This is a genomic window from Geopsychrobacter electrodiphilus DSM 16401 (assembly GCF_000384395.1).
GTDB classification, from domain to species: domain Bacteria; phylum Desulfobacterota; class Desulfuromonadia; order Desulfuromonadales; family Geopsychrobacteraceae; genus Geopsychrobacter; species Geopsychrobacter electrodiphilus.
Map to the genome: position 1 here is coordinate 3,439,146 of NZ_ARWE01000001.1, position 16,158 is coordinate 3,455,303.

12 protein-coding genes are annotated in these 16,158 nt (G+C 55.4%); 5 read left to right on the forward strand and 7 right to left on the reverse strand.

Features of this window, described 5'->3' with window-relative positions; translation table 11 throughout:
* Position 1: 1 nt before the first annotated feature.
* Complete coding sequence (locus D888_RS0116245) at positions 2–3,961, reverse strand: translocation/assembly module TamB domain-containing protein (protein ID WP_020677629.1); 3,960 nt, start codon at positions 3,959–3,961, stop codon at positions 2–4.
* Positions 3,955–5,694 carry an autotransporter assembly complex protein TamA gene (locus tag D888_RS22060; protein WP_020677630.1) on the reverse strand — a complete coding sequence of 580 codons (1,740 nt, stop codon included), beginning with the start codon at positions 5,692–5,694 and terminating at the stop codon, positions 3,955–3,957. Before D888_RS22060 ends, D888_RS0116245 begins: the two co-directional genes overlap by 7 nt.
* A 159-nt stretch (positions 5,695–5,853) precedes the next feature.
* Here D888_RS22060 and D888_RS0116255 point away from each other — a divergent pair, with 159 nt between their 5' ends.
* The 3 genes from D888_RS0116255 to D888_RS0116270 all read left to right on the forward strand — a co-directional run bounded on the left by D888_RS0116255 (position 5,854) and on the right by D888_RS0116270 (position 7,803).
* Positions 5,854–6,345: a GreA/GreB family elongation factor gene (locus tag D888_RS0116255; protein WP_033423745.1), complete on the forward strand. Its 492-nt coding sequence runs from the start codon at positions 5,854–5,856 to the stop codon at positions 6,343–6,345.
* A gap of 143 nt (positions 6,346–6,488) precedes the next feature.
* Positions 6,489–7,109 (forward strand): 30S ribosomal protein S4, encoded by a 621-nt coding sequence (rpsD, locus tag D888_RS0116260; protein ID WP_020677632.1) that lies wholly within the window; start codon positions 6,489–6,491, stop codon positions 7,107–7,109.
* A gap of 199 nt (positions 7,110–7,308) precedes the next feature.
* Positions 7,309–7,803, forward strand: a complete 495-nt coding sequence (locus D888_RS0116270; protein ID WP_020677634.1) for a VUT family protein — start codon at positions 7,309–7,311, stop codon at positions 7,801–7,803.
* A gap of 12 nt (positions 7,804–7,815) precedes the next feature.
* Here D888_RS0116270 and murB read toward each other — a convergent pair whose 3' ends face one another.
* The 3 genes from murB to D888_RS23370 all read right to left on the reverse strand — a co-directional run bounded on the left by murB (position 7,816) and on the right by D888_RS23370 (position 12,890).
* Positions 7,816–8,781, reverse strand: coding sequence for a UDP-N-acetylmuramate dehydrogenase (gene murB / locus D888_RS0116275; RefSeq protein WP_245555021.1), 966 nt, complete (start codon positions 8,779–8,781; stop codon positions 7,816–7,818).
* A gap of 24 nt (positions 8,782–8,805) precedes the next feature.
* Positions 8,806–10,212 carry a diguanylate cyclase gene (locus D888_RS0116280; RefSeq protein WP_020677636.1) on the reverse strand — a complete coding sequence of 469 codons (1,407 nt, stop codon included), beginning with the start codon at positions 10,210–10,212 and terminating at the stop codon, positions 8,806–8,808.
* 221 nt (positions 10,213–10,433) lie between these two features.
* Complete coding sequence (locus D888_RS23370) at positions 10,434–12,890, reverse strand: PocR ligand-binding domain-containing protein (protein ID WP_020677637.1); 2,457 nt, start codon at positions 12,888–12,890, stop codon at positions 10,434–10,436.
* A gap of 149 nt (positions 12,891–13,039) precedes the next feature.
* On the opposite strand from D888_RS23370, the gene D888_RS22070 reads away from it, so the two are divergent.
* A complete protein-coding gene (locus D888_RS22070) occupies positions 13,040–13,219 on the forward strand; it encodes a hypothetical protein (protein WP_020677638.1) in 180 nt (59 codons plus the stop codon).
* Between the two features lie 102 nt (positions 13,220–13,321).
* Here the strand turns inward: D888_RS22070 and D888_RS0116295 are convergent, their stop codons facing one another.
* Positions 13,322–14,020 (reverse strand): aspartate/glutamate racemase family protein, encoded by a 699-nt coding sequence (locus tag D888_RS0116295; protein ID WP_020677639.1) that lies wholly within the window; start codon positions 14,018–14,020, stop codon positions 13,322–13,324.
* 108 nt (positions 14,021–14,128) lie between these two features.
* Here D888_RS0116295 and D888_RS0116300 point away from each other — a divergent pair, with 108 nt between their 5' ends.
* Complete coding sequence (locus D888_RS0116300) at positions 14,129–15,550, forward strand: aminotransferase-like domain-containing protein (RefSeq protein WP_020677640.1); 1,422 nt, start codon at positions 14,129–14,131, stop codon at positions 15,548–15,550.
* Between the two features lie 56 nt (positions 15,551–15,606).
* Here D888_RS0116300 and tpx read toward each other — a convergent pair whose 3' ends face one another.
* Positions 15,607–16,128: a thiol peroxidase gene (gene tpx / locus D888_RS0116305; RefSeq protein WP_020677641.1), complete on the reverse strand. Its 522-nt coding sequence runs from the start codon at positions 16,126–16,128 to the stop codon at positions 15,607–15,609.
* Between the last annotated feature and the right edge of the window lie 30 nt (positions 16,129–16,158).

The following is a 16,158-nucleotide window of genomic DNA, read 5'->3' on the forward strand; positions in this document are numbered from 1 at the left end:
TTTAGTCTCCCAAAAATTTAATTTTCGTAAACTCGATCTTGTAATAGATATCAGCACCGCTCACCTCACCCAACTGGGATTCGATATCGACCCGTTTGCTGAGGCTGTACCGCAACTGCAGCTGGCTGGCACTGCTCACCAGAGCGCGCCCGTAACTCAGGTAAAGCTCTGGGGTCAGGTATTTCCCGACCGTCACAACGGCACCCTCAAGCCCTCCCGCAGACCCGGCATTGACATTAATGACGTCGATCCCGGTGCGATTCTGCAGACGTTGTTGAAAGCTGGCCGAATCTCCGGCCGACAGGATCGCTCCTGCGGCCAGGCTGAGGGCACCGACATCACTCGAGCTACCCAGCGTGGGCCGACCGAGCACAATATACGACAGAATATCGGTATCATCCAGCGCCGGATCCGAGATCAGGCGGATCACCGGTTGACGCGCGGTGCCACCCACGGCGACCCCGGCGCTGACCTCGCCGATCTTCCTGGTGGCAACAACGTCGAGGGCCGGGTTATCGGCCGGTCCGCCGTTGAAATATAATCGACCGCTGCTGATCGGCAATTTGACCCCGTAGGCGCTGTAATGCCCACTGGGGATATCGATCTGCCCGCGGGCGAGAACGCCGGACTGTTCAGCCTTGTTCAGATGAAAGTTCCCCTTGAGCCGCACATCGAGCCCGCGATCCTTGACCACCACCCGATCTCCCAGTTCGACCCCCAGATCGAGCTTCAGCTTGAAGGTCTTCGGCGCTTCGGGTTTAGGCAGCTGATCGACATACACCACGTCTTCGCTGCGGCTGACCCGCCCCGTCGGATGCCAATTGACAATCTGCAACTCCGGAACCTTCAATACACCCCCCAGGCTTAAACCCGCGGCGTTACCGGTCAGCTTCAAGTCGGGCGAGGCAACCATTCGCAATTCGGGCAGATTCACAATCAGGACGTTATCGCCCTTGAGTTCGAGCTCAAACGCCTTCGGAGCCCAACCGGCAAACAGAACCTCCCCTGTTCCCTTCAGTTGCCCCTCTCCTGATTTGAGGGCAATCTGCTCAATCCTGAGTTTCTGGGCGCTGAACACAGCCTTTAACCCGATCTGCTCCAGAACGACTCCCAACTGACTCAAACTGAGTCGTCCGTTCAGCAGCTGCAGATCACCAGAAAACTCCGGTTTCTGCAGGTAACCGGCGAGCCTCAGCGCCCCACCGATTTCGCCGCTGAAATCGGCAAGCTGCTCCGGAACCAGCAAGGACAGGGCGCCAAGTTTGCCGAGATGAAATTTAAATTCTCCTGCAAGCGGGGCCTGCGCCACCTGCTCCAGCGGCCAACGCGCCGGGAGCTTCAGGTTCAGGTCACCGGCGAGGCCATCGCCTTCCCCCAGGCCAAGACTGATCGTCGCGTCCAGGCCCTTCTGCTGCCAATCGAACTTCAGCTCGGTCTGATCAATGGGGATCTCAAACCGACTCTGTCCATCATGGTAACTAAAAGCCCCCTGCTTCACGCCGCCCGTGCCCGCCAGCATAAAATGACCGTCTACATACCAGCTACCGCGAATATCGGCGGCCAACAGGCCACGAAACTCCTGACCCGGTGGCATTTTCGGATTGAGCAGACTTAAGGGAAGATCATGCAGGGCAAGTTCGAGATTCACCTGCGGCGGGAGTGCAAGTCCGACCTCAGCTGTCGACGCGGCCCGCAGCATTAATCGTCCACCAGCGCGTTCCTGTAACTCGACATTGAGTCCCAGACCCTGCTGGTCCCAGTGCCCGGCAAGCTGCACCTTCTCGAGCTGTAGCCGCTGCCCGTCAAAAATCAACCCCCCGGCATAATCAGCCTGCAGGTTCAGGGAAACCCCCTCGTTCTTTTCTTGGCTGAAGCTCCCCTCCCCGGTACTTAAGCCAGCGAGCTCAACTCCCGAAAGCCAGGGGTTCAGCGCGGCAAGATTGATCTGTTCCCAGCCCCCATGAACCCAACGGCGGCCATCCTGCCGGCTCCAGTCCCCGGCCAGGCGGAACTGCCCACCTTTGTCCCCCTTCAGTAGAATTTCAGCAAAATTAACCTGCGCCGGGGCAACACTTAAGGCGAAAGGGTGGTCCAGTCGGAACGCTTCGGTCTCTGCTGCGCTCAATTCAAGGGCCGTAACCTGACCGCGCCAGGCATCCTTTTGCCACTGACCTTGCGCCTGCAGGTGGGCCTGAGCGTTTCCTTGTTTCAGCGCCAGTTGCAGCTGGTGCGCACTCGGCAGACCCTGCAGTTGCAGATCAAGGCCTGCCAGCCGAGCTTCGCCCCGTTGCACATCGCTCAGCTTCAGATGCAGATCGACAGGACCCGTCGCCACCGGCTGTTCCCCTACCAGCGATAACCCGGCAATGCGCCAACGTTGATAAGCCAGATTTTTCAGTTCCCCGTTTACTGCACCATGCGGCCAATCCGTGGTCCAGGCCAGCCATCCGGCGAGCTCTCCCTCTCCCGCCAGCGGCGGCCAGAGCGCCTTTCCATCGCGCAGATTCAGGCTGAAGGAAAGCCGTTTAGCGAGATCCCCCTCGGCCTTGAGCCGTCCCCAGGCCCCGTTCAGATCGAGCTTGTCAATTCGCAGTCGGCGACCTCCCCGCCAGTCGCCACGCAGTTCACCGCTGAAATCGCGACCCAGCAGAACCCCTTTGCTGACCTGCGCGCTCCCGCCCAGTTGCAGGCCGCTGACAGCCGAGTTTTTCAGCCAGGCATCGACCTGCAGATCGACGCGCCCTTGCGGTCCCTCGGGAATCCGGCTTAGCTGAAGGTCATGTCCCTGCAGTTTGAAGACGCTGGAAATCCCGTCACGCCAATCAAGGGCGGCCTCCCCCGCAACATCGCCGCCCAGCAGGCGTCCCTGCAGCTGGGTTAGCCCCAGATGCCCTGCATCTCCCTTCAGCTCGCCCTTCACATTCAACTGTTCCCAGCCAACCGCAGCGTTGCGCAGCTCAATGCGCCCGGCGTACCGGTCTTGTTGTCCGTTTAAATTCAGCTGTCCGCCGAGACTGGTCGCATGCCCCAACTCTGGCCGCAGATCGAGATCGGTCACCGCGAGATCAGCCTGCCAGCGGAACTCTGACTGCCAATCAAGCCGCAGGTCGCCACGGACCACTCCACCGGTTTTGCTGCCGCGATCAAACTGCAGGCCGTGCAGTTCGAGTCCGGCCAGATCGAGTTGCAGATCCCCGGCCAGACGATAACCAGGGGAAGATTCACCCTGGCTGGTGAAGGTCACCGGACCCCGCAACTTTCCGGCCGGAGTGCGGGTCAAAGCAAGCCGTGCGTTGATGGTTTCAAACGGTCCCAGGGGGGCGGGCAGGATCCAACCGATCTGACCGCTCAAGAGAGAGGTGTCGGCCCGCAGTTTCAAATCCCCGGTCCAGTTCCCCCAATCGCCACCGAACTCCACCCCTGAAAGGTTCAGCTCCGCCGCGCTGCACTGGATATTGCCAGCTAACTGCAGCAGGGTGGTCTGCCCGCCGGCATCAACAAGTTGCAATGAATCAAGCTCTACCCTGTGCAGCGCCAGTGACCAACCCCCCAGAGCCGACAACAGGGGATTGAGATCTGGGATCAAAATCGAAGCAGCTTCAAGCGGCGCGGCCGCCGGTTTTTCCGCCACACCAGCGCGATGCACCTCGAGGCGCCCGGCCTTTAATAGTTCGATCTGCACGCGCCGCTGTAACAAAGCTGACGGCTGCCAGGTAACCTGCAACTGGTCAGCGAACAGATGCCCCCCCGGCCAGGCGACCTTGACCCCCTGCAGCACAAGCCCATCCAGCAGACTGCCGTTCAGATCGGCGAGCTCAACCTTAACCGCCGTCTGGGTGCCGACCCGTTTGAACAGCCAGAGCGCTCCGGAGCGGGTGGCCAGCAGCCAACCACCGCCGGCCCCCAGACCGACGAGCAGCAGCAGGAGCAGCAGCCCTATGAGTCGACCTTTTTTCACCATCCGAAACCGATCCCGATATGCAATCTGAGTGAAAACTTCTCGCCGCCGATCGGAGTCGCCAGATCAACCTGAATCGGACCAACCGGCGTCCCATAGCGTAGCCCGGCGCCGGCGCCGGACTTAAGGACGTAATCATCCCAGGAATTAAAGGCATTCCCCGTATCGATAAACAGAGCGACCCCCCAGTGCTGCCCCAGCTGTTTGCCCAGTTCAATACTACCGGCCAGCAGATGCTCGCCGCCGATGACCGCACCGGTTTCATCCTTAGGGCCTAACGCCTGGTAGGCATAACCCCGCACCGAACGGTCCCCGCCAGCGAAGAAGCGCAAAGAGGCAGGGATCTCTTCAAAGGGATGATCGGTAAGCGTTGTGGCGACCTGCCCTCGCAGAGTCACCGAGGTGCGGAAGGGCAAGGGAACGAACAGATCGGCGCTCCCCAAAAGCTGCATCAGACTGATCTCCGAGAAAAAGCGCTGGTCGCTGCCCCGGACTTCTCCCTTGAGGTGATAGCCATAACCCTTGCCAGTGGTTTCGGGGAGCTGCACCTCTGTGTAGCGCAAACCCGGCATCAAAAACCCGGTGTAGACCGAATCGGCTGAGATGTCAGACTTTTCGTACTGGGCTCGGACAAAGACCGCGCCAATCCGGCTGCCACCAAACCCGTAGGTCTGCTCCGCCTCAGAAAAAATATAGCTGTTGTTGTAATTATCGAGCTGTTCGGCGCGATAACCACCCTGCAGATTGAGCCCGGTATTCAGATTGCGGTAGCCGGGAAAAGCGTAGCTGCCCGTGTAACTCTGGGATTTTTGAGCTGCCAGCAGATCAAGATTAAAGGTATGCCCCAGCTTCCAGACGTTGGCGTCACGGTATCGCAGGGCCAGGCGCGCGCCAGTGTCGGTGCCATAGCCGATTCCCGGTCGCAGACTGTAGCGTTTTCGCGGCTCAAGTTCGATCTCGATCGGCAGCTTCACCCCTTGTCGTTCTTCCGGTAGGGGGATGACCAGGACCCTGCGAAAGCGATCCGAGTCGCGCAGGTTTTTCTGGGTACGGCCCAACAGCCGGTAAGAAAATTCATCCCCCGGTTTAAACGCCAGATAGCGCCGTAAAAACCGTTCGGGAAACTCATCGGCACCGCTAAACTTGACCGCACCGAAACGGCTACGTTCGCCACTGGCGATCTGCAAAAAGATTCTGGCCTGATTCAGCTCGCGATCAATCTGCACTTCATGGCGAGTAAAACGGGCATCGAGGAAGCCCTGATCCTGCACATGGGCGAGCAGTTCAGCCTTCCCCGTTTCGTAAAGATCTTCACGCAGCACATCCCCGGTTTTCAGGGGAAAATCTTTCAACGCCAGATCCGGCCGCTCGGCAGTTGAGGGGACCAGCTCAATCCGACGCTCGACCAGCCGGACAGCGGGCCCCGGATCGACATGCACTCGCAGCAAAACCTTATCCCCCTCAGGCTCCTGACGGCTGCTGACCTCCGCGTGAAAGTAGCCGAAGGGCTCAAGGATATCGTGAACCTTCTGAGGGAGTTGTTTCTGATAGCGCTCAAGCCACAGCGGGTTGAGCGGCCCCGGGTTTTTCAGGGCCGGCGGCAGCGCGATCGCTTCGAGAACCTGCAGCTGCAGCTCTTTTGGCAGACCGGTCAAGGCGATCTGGACTTCGGCGCAGACCGGAGAAACCAGCAGAAGCAGAAGGAATATGGGAAGCAGAACAAAAGTGCGTGGCAATAGTCAGAACCTTCGTAATAGAATACGGCCCTTAAAACGCCTGATTGTACCCGGAGCCAGGTGCCGGAATGGTCTCCTGGGCAGCGATTCCGCAGGTAAAGAATTAATATAGCCGAGAGCGTACAGCCTTTGGTAAAGATTGAGCATATCATGGATAAAATGGACAGATTAGATAAAGTCGCTCTCCGAAACCTTATTCTCGCGCAGCTCAAAGCGGACCGCGATCTGCTGCTGCAGGCGGCCAGCGCAGCGCATGCTGCGGCGACCCACGCCGAAAATATCCCTGACAGCAAATATGAAACCCTCAGTATCGAGGCATCCTATATCGCTCAGGGGCAGGCCAACCGTGCCCAGGAGATCAGCCTGGCGATGGAGAGCTTTCGACAGCTCGACCCAAAAAACTTTACGCCCCATGACCCGATCAGGCTGGGGGCTCTGGTCCTGCTCGAAGATGAGGATGGGCACCAGCGCCTGATTCTCCTCGGTCCCGCCGCCGGTGGCCTGAAGCTCAGCTTTCCGCAAGGGGAAATTATGGTCATCACCCCCGACTCGCCCCTCGGCGAAAACCTCCTCGGCAGACAGGTTGGTGACGTCGTTGAGCTCGCGGTGGCAGGGCGGCTGCGCGAATATGAAATCCTGACTATCAGCTGACCTTCACCCCTCATTCGACCTTCTCCCACCGGGAGAAGAGTTAAACAGAAAGATACTGCATTCAAATAATAGTTGACAATAACAGTCATATTTAATAAGAATGAAAACCGTTTTCAAAAACCCAAGGAGAAACGGAAGAAGATATGGCTAAATTTACCGGCCCCAAAGGAAAGATCGTACGCCGCTTCGGGGTCAACATTTTCGGCAACCCCAAATACGACGAATTATTGCAGCGCCGCAATCAGGCCCCGGGCCAGCATGGGCCCAAGCCCAGACGTCACAAAAGCTCTGACTACGCCCTGCAACTGATCGAGAAACAGAAATTGCGTTTAAGCTACGGCATGCTCGAGAAGCAGTTTCGTCGCGTATTTCACAAAGCCCAGCAGATAACCGGTGTCACCGGCGACAATCTGCTGATCCTGCTGGAAACCCGCCTGGACAACCTTATTTTTCGCGCCGGTTTCAGCCATTCCCTGGCCCAGGCGCGTCAACTGGTCAACCACGGCCACCTGCGGGTCAACGAACGCCGGGTCGACATCGCCTCATACCAGGTAAAACCCGGAGACAGCATCAGTGTGCGCGAGAATGAGAAGACCAGCACCTTGATCGCAGGCTGCCTGAAAGAGCGCCGCAGATTCGCGGTTAACCCCTGGTTCGAGGTTGAACCTGAAACTTTGCAGATCAGGGTTAAACGTCTGCCGCTACGCGATGAAATTCAGAGCCCGGCACTTGAAAATCTGATCGTTGAATACTACTCGAAATAACCTAGAAATCTGTCGGACTATGCAGGTTGAAACGAAAATTCGGATCTTTAAGATCAGATTTTGGCTCGTTTCCAAGCTCATAGCCATAGCTATGGGGCAAAGAGAAGCTGAAATCTGGACCAAACAGTCGAATTTGCAGCCAGCTCATGGATAGTCTGACAGACTCTTGGTTTAGAGGGTCTCCAGGAAAGCTTAAAACATGAGTGCTGCGTTTTATCTCGGTTCAATTATTCTGGCCAATATTCTGGTCCACACCCTCGGCATTGTGACTGTGCTCGGGGTAACCTTTCCGGCGGGGGCGGTGGCGGTCGGGCTGACCTTTTCGGCGCGCGACTTTGTACAGGACCGCTATGGCAAGTTCGGCTGCTGGGGCTGGATGCTGGTCGCGTCGGGGATCACCTTCGCCTTCAATCAACAGCTGGCGCTGGCCTCAGTCTGCGCCTTCGGGGTCGCCGAAACCAGTGACTGGCTGATCTACAGCGGCACCAGGGGGAGCTTCGAAAAGCGCATGATCCTGAGCAATCTGATCTCGACGCCCCTCGATTCGCTGGTGTTTGTTTTGTTGGCCTTCGGTCCACTCTGGCCGGCAATCTGGGGACAGGCGCTGATCAAAATGCTCAGCAGCCTGCTGGTTCTGCCGCTGTTTAAAAATGGTAAGATCCGCACCCTGCACCTCAGTGTTCAACGCGGCTGAACACTAAGCCCTTTATTTTTGAGCCTGATCAGCCGGCATCACCACCCCCTGCGGACTGACATAACGCACCTCACAGTGCAGGTCAAAACCAATCTGATCCAAAACGATTCTGCGGATATGGGCGATCAGGGCGAGGACATCGGCGGAACTGGCGCCGCCGGTGTTGAGGATAAAGTTAGCGTGCTGCTGTGAGACTTCGGCTGCGCCGCAGCGCAGGCCTTTGAGACCTGCGGCTTCAATGATTTGACCGGGCGGGCCAACGCTTGTGTGCATCTTGCTGGTACTTAAGAAGACCGAACCGCAGTTGGGGGTTTTACGCGGAAACTTTCTCCGCCGCTCGCGCAGATCACAGACCATCTCACGCCGGATGGTTGCCAGCTCACCCGCGGCACATTCCAGCTCGGCCTTGACCACCACCACTGCCTCTCCTTGCAGGACACTGCTGCGATAAGCAAAATCGCATTCTGCCTGTGACCGGATCTGCAACCTTCCAGTAGAATCGACCAGCCAGACCCGGCGGATATTTTCACCGATTCCCTTGCGCTGACTGCCGCCGTTCATCAATACCAGCCCCCCCAGCGTACCGGGAATCCCGATACAATGTTCCAGTCCGGCCAGACCGGCGCGCATTGCCAGTCGCGCCAGTTGCGGCACCCAGGCTCCTGCTTCGGCGCTGATAATATTTCCGTCGATATGAATTCGGGAGAAAGCTGAACCGAGCTTGAGGGCAACCCCGCGCAGACCGGCATCATCAAACAGCAGATTGGTCCCCTGCCCGATGACCACCAGCGGAATCTGATGCTTATGCGTGTAACTGATCAGGGTGATAATCTGGGCAATACTGACAGGTTCGACCAGCAGATCGGCCGGGCCCCCGATTCGCCAGCTGCAGTGGTCTGCCAGGGACTCATCATGATACGTCTGCCCTATATCCTGTGTCGCCAATGCCAGCAGCATATTTTTTAATGAACCAGGCAAAAACGCTCCGGCAAAAGTTGACTCTCAGATTTGAAAAACACAATCCTTCCCCTGCGCCTTGGCTTTATACATCGCGGCATCCGCCATATGAACGAGGCTATCAAAAGCCGGGATATTTTTATGGGCAAAGGTTGAGACCCCGATACTGATCGTCACATGATCGTTCTTCAGACAACTGAACAAATGAGCCTTTACTGTAGCACGCAGCCGGGTTGCCAGATCAAAAGCACCTTCGGCCGAAGTATTCGGCAAAATAATTGCAAACTCCTCTCCCCCATAGCGGGCGGGGATGTCGATATCTCTGGCCACCATTTTTATCAGCAGGCCAATCTGCCTGAGCACCTCATCACCACAGGCGTGACCATATACATCGTTGATCCGTTTGAAATCATCAATATCAAAAAATAACAGCGACAACGAACTATTATAACGGTCAGCCCTGCTGAATTCTTCTTCCAAGCGATTGTAAAAATGACGATGGTTGTAGAGTTTTGTCAGACCATCACGAATGGACATCTCTTCGAAGTATTCCTGCGCGGTTTTCATGGTATCGAAAAGCATCGCATTCTCCAGCGCGTTGGCCGAAATATTCGCAACCAGCTGGCAGACCTTGTAAATTCTGTCGGTGATTCCACCTTTGAACGGCGAGGCTGTTCTTAAAAAGAAGGTTCCGATAATGTTCTCTTTTTTAAGAACCGGGATGACAATAATAGAATTGTAGCGCAGGTCTTTAATCAGTGGCCGCACTGAATCCATCAGTGGGTCCTGTTGAATGTTATTGACGATGACGGCCCGCTTCGTTTCAAGCGACTTGCGAATTTCCGGATACTTTGCCAAGTCGAGCCGAATTTCCATATTCTCGTCCAGATCATTGCTGGCCTTGACGTATAGATCCCCGTTGCCGTTGATACTGACGATAGAGCACCTTGCGACATCGATAATGGCTGACATTTTTTCCACAATGATGCGCAGGATTGTCATGGGATTGCGTATGGCAGAGATATTTTCCGCGAGTTCCAGAAGCAGTAGCAGGTCCTTGTGGAGCAGATCAGAATAGTAATCCTTGGTTCTGAGATGGGCATCAACCCTTGCAACAATTTCAGAAAGACAAATCGGCTTGGTAATATAGTCATCGGCCCCGGCTTTTAATCCGAGGACAATGTCTTCTTTTTTTGAAAGGGCGGTAAATAAAATGACCGGAATCTTGTGGGTCGCGGCGTTTGCCTTGAGTATCCTGCAGACGTCGATCCCATTGCCATCCGGCATCATGACATCGAGAATAATCAGATTTGGCTGATGCTCTTCGGCAAGAGCTACCGCCTGCTCACCATTTTCGCCTTCAATAATCTGATAGCGTTCGTGGAGGGCTTCTTTCAAGATATCCCTGAAAAAAACTTCATCATCAACAACAAGAATTTTTTTTAATCTCATAATGATTAAATCAGGCCCTGGATTTTTACATCCGTAAAGGTGTCGTCAGATTCATCCTCAAGAGAAATGATAAACGCAGATATAATAGATTTACTCAAACATGTCAAAGTTGAGCCCATCTAACTAATATGGCAAAATATTTTTCAGGGGATAAGGATTGAAGCACAGTCCATATCCCGGACCAGAAAAAAGAGTGAACAGGACTGCAGCAAGGGGGAAAACTAACTCCTCAAGGCCTGAGATATAACCTCTGATAGTTTGTCGAGATGATAAGGTTTGACGAGAACCCCTTTGAACCCGTATGCAGAAAAATTAGCCATGATCGGGTCGTCGGCATAACCGCTGGAAACGACCATTTGCACAGCAGGGTCAATCTGCAACAATTTTGCGGCGGTGTCTTTCCCGCCGAGCCCTCCGGGTATGGTCAGATCCAGAATGACCAGATCAAACGGGGTCCCGACTGTCATCGCATGTTGATAGGTATCCAATGCCTGCTGACCTTCAACGGCAGTCTCAACGGTAAAATTCAACTCTTCCAGCATGGCGCTGATGCTGGTGCGGATCATCTCCTCATCATCCATAACAAGAATTCTGGCAGTATGCTCCGGAGCTTCAAGAACAACCTTCGGTTCTTTTTGCGGCAGCTCGGTTAATTCAGAAGCCGGCAGGTAGAGGGTAAAAGTCGTCCCTTTGCCGAGCCGTGAGTCAACGCTGACGTGCCCGCCATGTTGATGGATGATGGAATAGATGGTAGCCAGGCCGAGACCGCTGCCGGTCTGCTTGGTGGTGAAGTAGGGATCGAAAATCCGGTTCAGATGTTCAGGGGCGATACCGGTTCCATTATCCTTCACCCGGATCCGGATGTACCTTCCCTGAGCAAGAGACTGGATATTACTTTCTGCAACCTCAGTATTCTCCACCTCGATCCACAGATACCCTCCTTCAGGCATCGCTTGCGCCGCATTGATCGTCAGGTTGCCAAACACCTGCTGCAGTTGGCCAAGATCCGCCTGGGCCAGCCACAGGTTCTCTGCCAGACTGATGACCGGTTTTACGTTACTGCCGGACAAATTGAACTGGACAACTTCTTCGATCAGCTCCCCCAGATTTACACTCTCAACAACCGGCGCCCCCCCTTTGGCGAAGGTGAGCAACTGATTGGTCAGCAGAGTTGCCCGGCGCATCGACTTTTCGGCCGCATCAAGAAACCGGAAGGCCGGATGGTCTTTGACCAGTTTTATTTTGGCCAGGGAAATATTGCCGTACAATCCGGCCAGAATATTGTTGAAATCATGAGCAATGCCACCAGCCAGGGTGCCGACGGTGTTGAGCTTTTCAATGGTTTTACGTTCTTCTTCATGTCGCTTGCGTTGGTCAATATCGGTGTGCGTACCGAACATGAGCAGGGGGTTGCCGTCATCGGTCCAGGAGGAGACTTTTCCGCGTGAGATGACCCAGAGCCAGCGGCCATCTTTGCATTTAATCCGAAACTCATACTCGTAGAAATCAAGTTCACCGTTAAAATGTTTCTCGAGCAGAGGCAAGCTGCCCGGCAAATCATCCGGGTGCACAAGCTCCCGCAGCAGATCGATCGTGAAGGGTGAAAATTCATCCCGCCGGTAGCCAATCATTTCAGCATAGCGCTCGTTCAGTATTATTTCACCTGTCTGCAGGTGCCATTCCCAGGTGCCGATATCGGCACCCCTGATCACTTCGGACAGCCTGAAGCGTTCAGTCCTTAATTCATCTTCAGCCTTTTTGCGCGCGGTGATATCACGAAACTCAATGACCCGCGCCTCCCGCCCCTTGTAAGGAATGGTTTTCCCCCGGATTGACAGAGGATAGACAGATCCATCCTTACGTACCCCTTCAACTTCATAACGGAGATCATAACCCTGCTCGATATTTCTTTGGACCCGCCCAAGCGAATTTTGCGTAACAAGCTTAAATCCATCCATGCCGATCAGCTCATCACTGGTAAAACCTGTCATGTTTGACAGACCCTGATTACAGTCAAGTATCACCCCCTTTTCATGAATGAAAACACCTCCAAAGGTTGCGTCATGCAGCGCCCTGAAGCGTTCCTCGCTCTCTTTGAGTAATTTCTGGCTGGCCACAAATTCATTATTTTGAACACGCAGCGCCTCTTCGCTTTCAGATTTCCTTTTATACAGCAGCCCCTGCTCCGTCAGAACTTGGGTGAGGGTATGGATAAAGGTCAGATTCTTACGCAGCTTTTCCTCAGAGAACAGGGGAACTTTCCGCACCGCCGCCAGATAATCAATCTCGTCAAAACCGTATTCGCGGGCCTGCTGAATAAAGTAGGCTTCGTCCGGCGGGGCAGTTAAGAGCTGACCGGTGAAAACGTTGCCAAGATGTTGGCCTTCAATAATGAGCGGTATCGCTGCGTCGACCAGTCCCATCGGACAGCGGTAGATGACATGGGGATCTTCGGCATCCAGTCTGGCGGCGAAGTGCAAATCACTTTCCAGACATTTTTTTGCGGTTTCAGGGTTAATCCGGTGGAATTTTGTGCAGAGGTCCTGCCAACCGGTCGCGGTCAGGATAGTGCCATTCATATCAACAATGGCGGAGGGGAGCTTGTGGATTTCGTCGAGAGAGTCCAGCAGTACTCTCAGCCGCGGGACATCAAGCAGTTCCTTGAGCGTATAGGTCATGGGACACCCCCTAAATATATCGTAAGCACAGAGTACGTTGAATTTTTCCCTGAGGCCAGACCAGGCATCTCCTGCACAGCAGACAATTGGTTTTTCGGCTATAATCAACTTTACCCTAAAACGCTCACCTTAGCCTCGGGAGGATAAATATGACTGAAGCCAGTTGCACAAACCCGGAAGAACATTGCGATCTCCACGCCTGTCAGTTGACCAGCAAGGAGCGCAATCCCGAAATTGACAAAATATTTGAGAATCCGCGTTTCGCCTGCACCAACTGCGGCACCAGGGTCCACGACGCGGCGAATGTCTGCATGCCGAAAGAGCTCTGATTCTCAACAACCTCAACGACACAAAGCCCCGGCCAGAACTCTGACCGGGGCTTTGTACTTTTCAACTGGAAGCCTATACTTAAATCCTTCTGCGAACCAGCGCTACTCGCCTTTTAAACTCTCTTCGAGGGCGTACCCGGCATGCAGCGCCGCAGTATTGAACAACGGCAGGCTGGTATCTTCCGGCTTGACCAGCAGCGGAATTTCGGTACATCCGAGGATCACACCGTCAGCGCCCTGCTCTCTCAACCCATCGATTATCGCCAGGTAAGCGGCTTTGGACTCAGCCCGAAACTCACCCCGGCACAGCTCTTCGAAAATCACCCGCTGCACCAGCTCACGCTCTTTTCGCGCCGGAATCACGACCTCAATGCCGAACTTCTCCAGCAACCGCTGACGATAGAAATCTTCCTCCATGGTGTAAATCGCGCCGAGCAAGCCAACCTTTTTTAATCCCTGACGCACAATCTCACGTCCGGCCGCGTCGGCAATATGCAAGAGGGGGATCTGGATGTGGCTTTCGATCTGCGGTGCCACCTTGTGCATCAGGTTGGTGCAGAGCAGCACCATATCGGCCCCCGCAGTTTGCAAACCGCAGGCCGCGGCACCCAGCAGAGCCCCGGCTTTCTGCCACTGTCCAGTGACCTGGCAATATTCGATCTCGGCGAAGTCAACGCTGTGCAGCAAAATCTTGGCCGAGTGGAGTCCGCCGAGACGCTCGCGCACTCCGCGGTTGAGAACTTCATAATAGAGGATCGTCGATTCCCAACTCATGCCGCCCAGCAATCCGATTGTCTTCATCTTTTACCTCCATCAATGTGATGTCGACATCAAACCGTAAAATCTGTTTACAAAACAGATACAGTATTGCTAAAAATGAACCATAACAGATATGACAATGGAGGCCACATGGGCGAACAGGGATTTATCTACCGGCGGGTCGAAAAGCAGGTCATGGCCCTGATCGATTCAGCAGCGATTCGTCCCGGCGACAAGCTTCCGTCCTTACGTAAATTGAGCAGTCAGCTCGGGGTCAGCATCGCCACGGTGAGCCAGGCCTATCTGGAACTGGAGAAGAAAGGGGTCCTCGCCTCGCGTGAGCGCTCGGGCTTTTTTCTGGCACCCAGAGCCCTGCAAATGCCGGCGCCGTCCAGTCGACCACGACCGTCGATGGTCCCGACCATCGGCACGCGCAACAGCCTGATTCAGAAGGTGCTTGAAGCCCTGGGGAACAAAGAGTTGCTTCCCTTCGGCGTGGCTTGTCCGGCCGAAGCGCTGCTGCCGGCCAAAACCCTGGCGCGGCTGTTGAACAACAGCCTGCGCAACCATCCCGCTCGAGCTCTCGATTACGCGCCGGTAGCGGGCGATTTAGACCTGCGGCGTCTGATCGCCCTGCGCTCCCTCGAAGCCGGAATCAGCGTTACCCCGGACGAGATCCTGATCACCAATGGCGCAATGGAAGGCTTATCCCTCGCGTTGCGCGCACTAACCAAGCCAGGTGACAACGTGCTGATCCAGTCGCCCAGTTACTTCTGCCTGTTGCAACTACTGGAGAACTGCGGCCTGCGGGCGATCGAAATTCCGTCATCGACCAGCGGCGTCGAACCGCAGGACCTGCGTCGCGCCATTGAACGCTTCGCCATCAGTGTGGCCATTCTGGTGCCCAACTTCAATAACCCGGATGGCAGTTTGACCGCTGACACCAAGAAGGCCGAGATCGTTAAGCTGCTAGCGGAACGCAACATTCCGCTGGTTGAAGATGACGTTTATGGCGAGATATATTTCGGCGAGCAGCGCCCGGGCAGTTGTAAAGCCTTTGATACCCGGGGCGAGGTGATCTACTGCTCATCCTTCTCCAAGACTATCGCACCTGGCTACCGGGTCGGCTGGATGATCCCCGGCCGCCACCTCACGAAAGCCCTCGAGCTTAAAACCACGACCAACATCTGCACCGCCGCACCCACCCAGCTGACGATCGCCGCTTTTTTGCGCGAAGGTTATCTTGACCGCCATCTGCGGCGTCTGCGTGGCGCCATCCACCTCCAGATGGAATCCCTGCTGCTCAGCCTGCATCGTCACTTTCCCGCGACAACCCGCGCCAGCTTTCCCGACGGCGGCGCATCGATCTGGGTCGAGCTCCCCGCCACAATTGACGCCGTCGATTACTTCTTCAAGGCGCGCGAAATTGGGATTGGTCTGGCGCCGGGGGCGATCTTTTCGACCCAGGAGAAATACAATAACTTTATCCGGCTGAGCTGCACCGGCGTCTGGAATCAGGCGATGGAAGAGGGGGTTGAACGCCTCGGGTCCCTGGCGAGGAAGATGAGCTGAAAAACAACAGGCCCCGCAATGTGCGAGGCCTGTCTGAGCTGCGGAATGTGTCTCCTTTATTCAGCGAGCTTGAGGACCGCATTGAGAGCCGCCGCATAATCCGGCTCATCGGTGACCTCTTTAACGATCTCCTGATAGGCGAGCTTGCCGGCCTTATCGATGACGAAAACCGCCCGCGCCAGCAGCTTCAGTTCCTTGATCAGCACGCCGTAGTTCAGGCCGAAAGAGCGCTCCTGATAATCGGAGAGCATCCTGACCCGTTCGATTCCAGCTGCGCCGCACCAGCGCATCTGGGCGAAGGGCAGATCCAGACTGATCGTGTAAATCTCGACCGCATCGGGCAATTGGGCCGCCTCTTCGTTAAAACGCCGAGCCATGGTGTCACAGACCGGGGTGTCGATCGAGGGGACCACCGTAATCAGTTGAATCTTCCCGGCGGCGGTTTTCTGCGTGACCGGTTGCAGCGCATTGTCAACCACCTGAAACGCGGGGGCCGAAGCCCCCAGCTTTAGTGCCGGGCCACAAACTGTCATCGGGTTACCCTTGAAGGTAATAACGCCACTACGTTCTTCAGCCATTTCATTTCTCCTGTGGTTAAATTTCTTGTG

What these genes read in the sequence shown, in the direction of transcription:
- tpx (WP_020677641.1), bottom strand. Translation starts at nt 16,128, where the DNA reads ATGGCTGAAGAACGTAGTGGCGTTATTACCTTCAAGGGTAACCCGATG.
- D888_RS23370 (WP_020677637.1), bottom strand. Translation starts at nt 12,890, where the DNA reads ATGACCTATACGCTCAAGGAACTGCTTGATGTCCCGCGGCTGAGAGTA.
- rpsD (WP_020677632.1), top strand. Translation starts at nt 6,489, where the DNA reads ATGGCTAAATTTACCGGCCCCAAAGGAAAGATCGTACGCCGCTTCGGG.
- D888_RS0116245 (WP_020677629.1), bottom strand. Translation starts at nt 3,961, where the DNA reads ATGGTGAAAAAAGGTCGACTCATAGGGCTGCTGCTCCTGCTGCTGCTC.
- D888_RS22070 (WP_020677638.1), top strand. Translation starts at nt 13,040, where the DNA reads ATGACTGAAGCCAGTTGCACAAACCCGGAAGAACATTGCGATCTCCAC.
- D888_RS0116295 (WP_020677639.1), bottom strand. Translation starts at nt 14,020, where the DNA reads ATGAAGACAATCGGATTGCTGGGCGGCATGAGTTGGGAATCGACGATC.
- D888_RS0116255 (WP_033423745.1), top strand. Translation starts at nt 5,854, where the DNA reads ATGGACAGATTAGATAAAGTCGCTCTCCGAAACCTTATTCTCGCGCAG.
- D888_RS0116270 (WP_020677634.1), top strand. Translation starts at nt 7,309, where the DNA reads ATGAGTGCTGCGTTTTATCTCGGTTCAATTATTCTGGCCAATATTCTG.
- D888_RS0116300 (WP_020677640.1), top strand. Translation starts at nt 14,129, where the DNA reads ATGGGCGAACAGGGATTTATCTACCGGCGGGTCGAAAAGCAGGTCATG.
- D888_RS0116280 (WP_020677636.1), bottom strand. Translation starts at nt 10,212, where the DNA reads ATGAGATTAAAAAAAATTCTTGTTGTTGATGATGAAGTTTTTTTCAGG.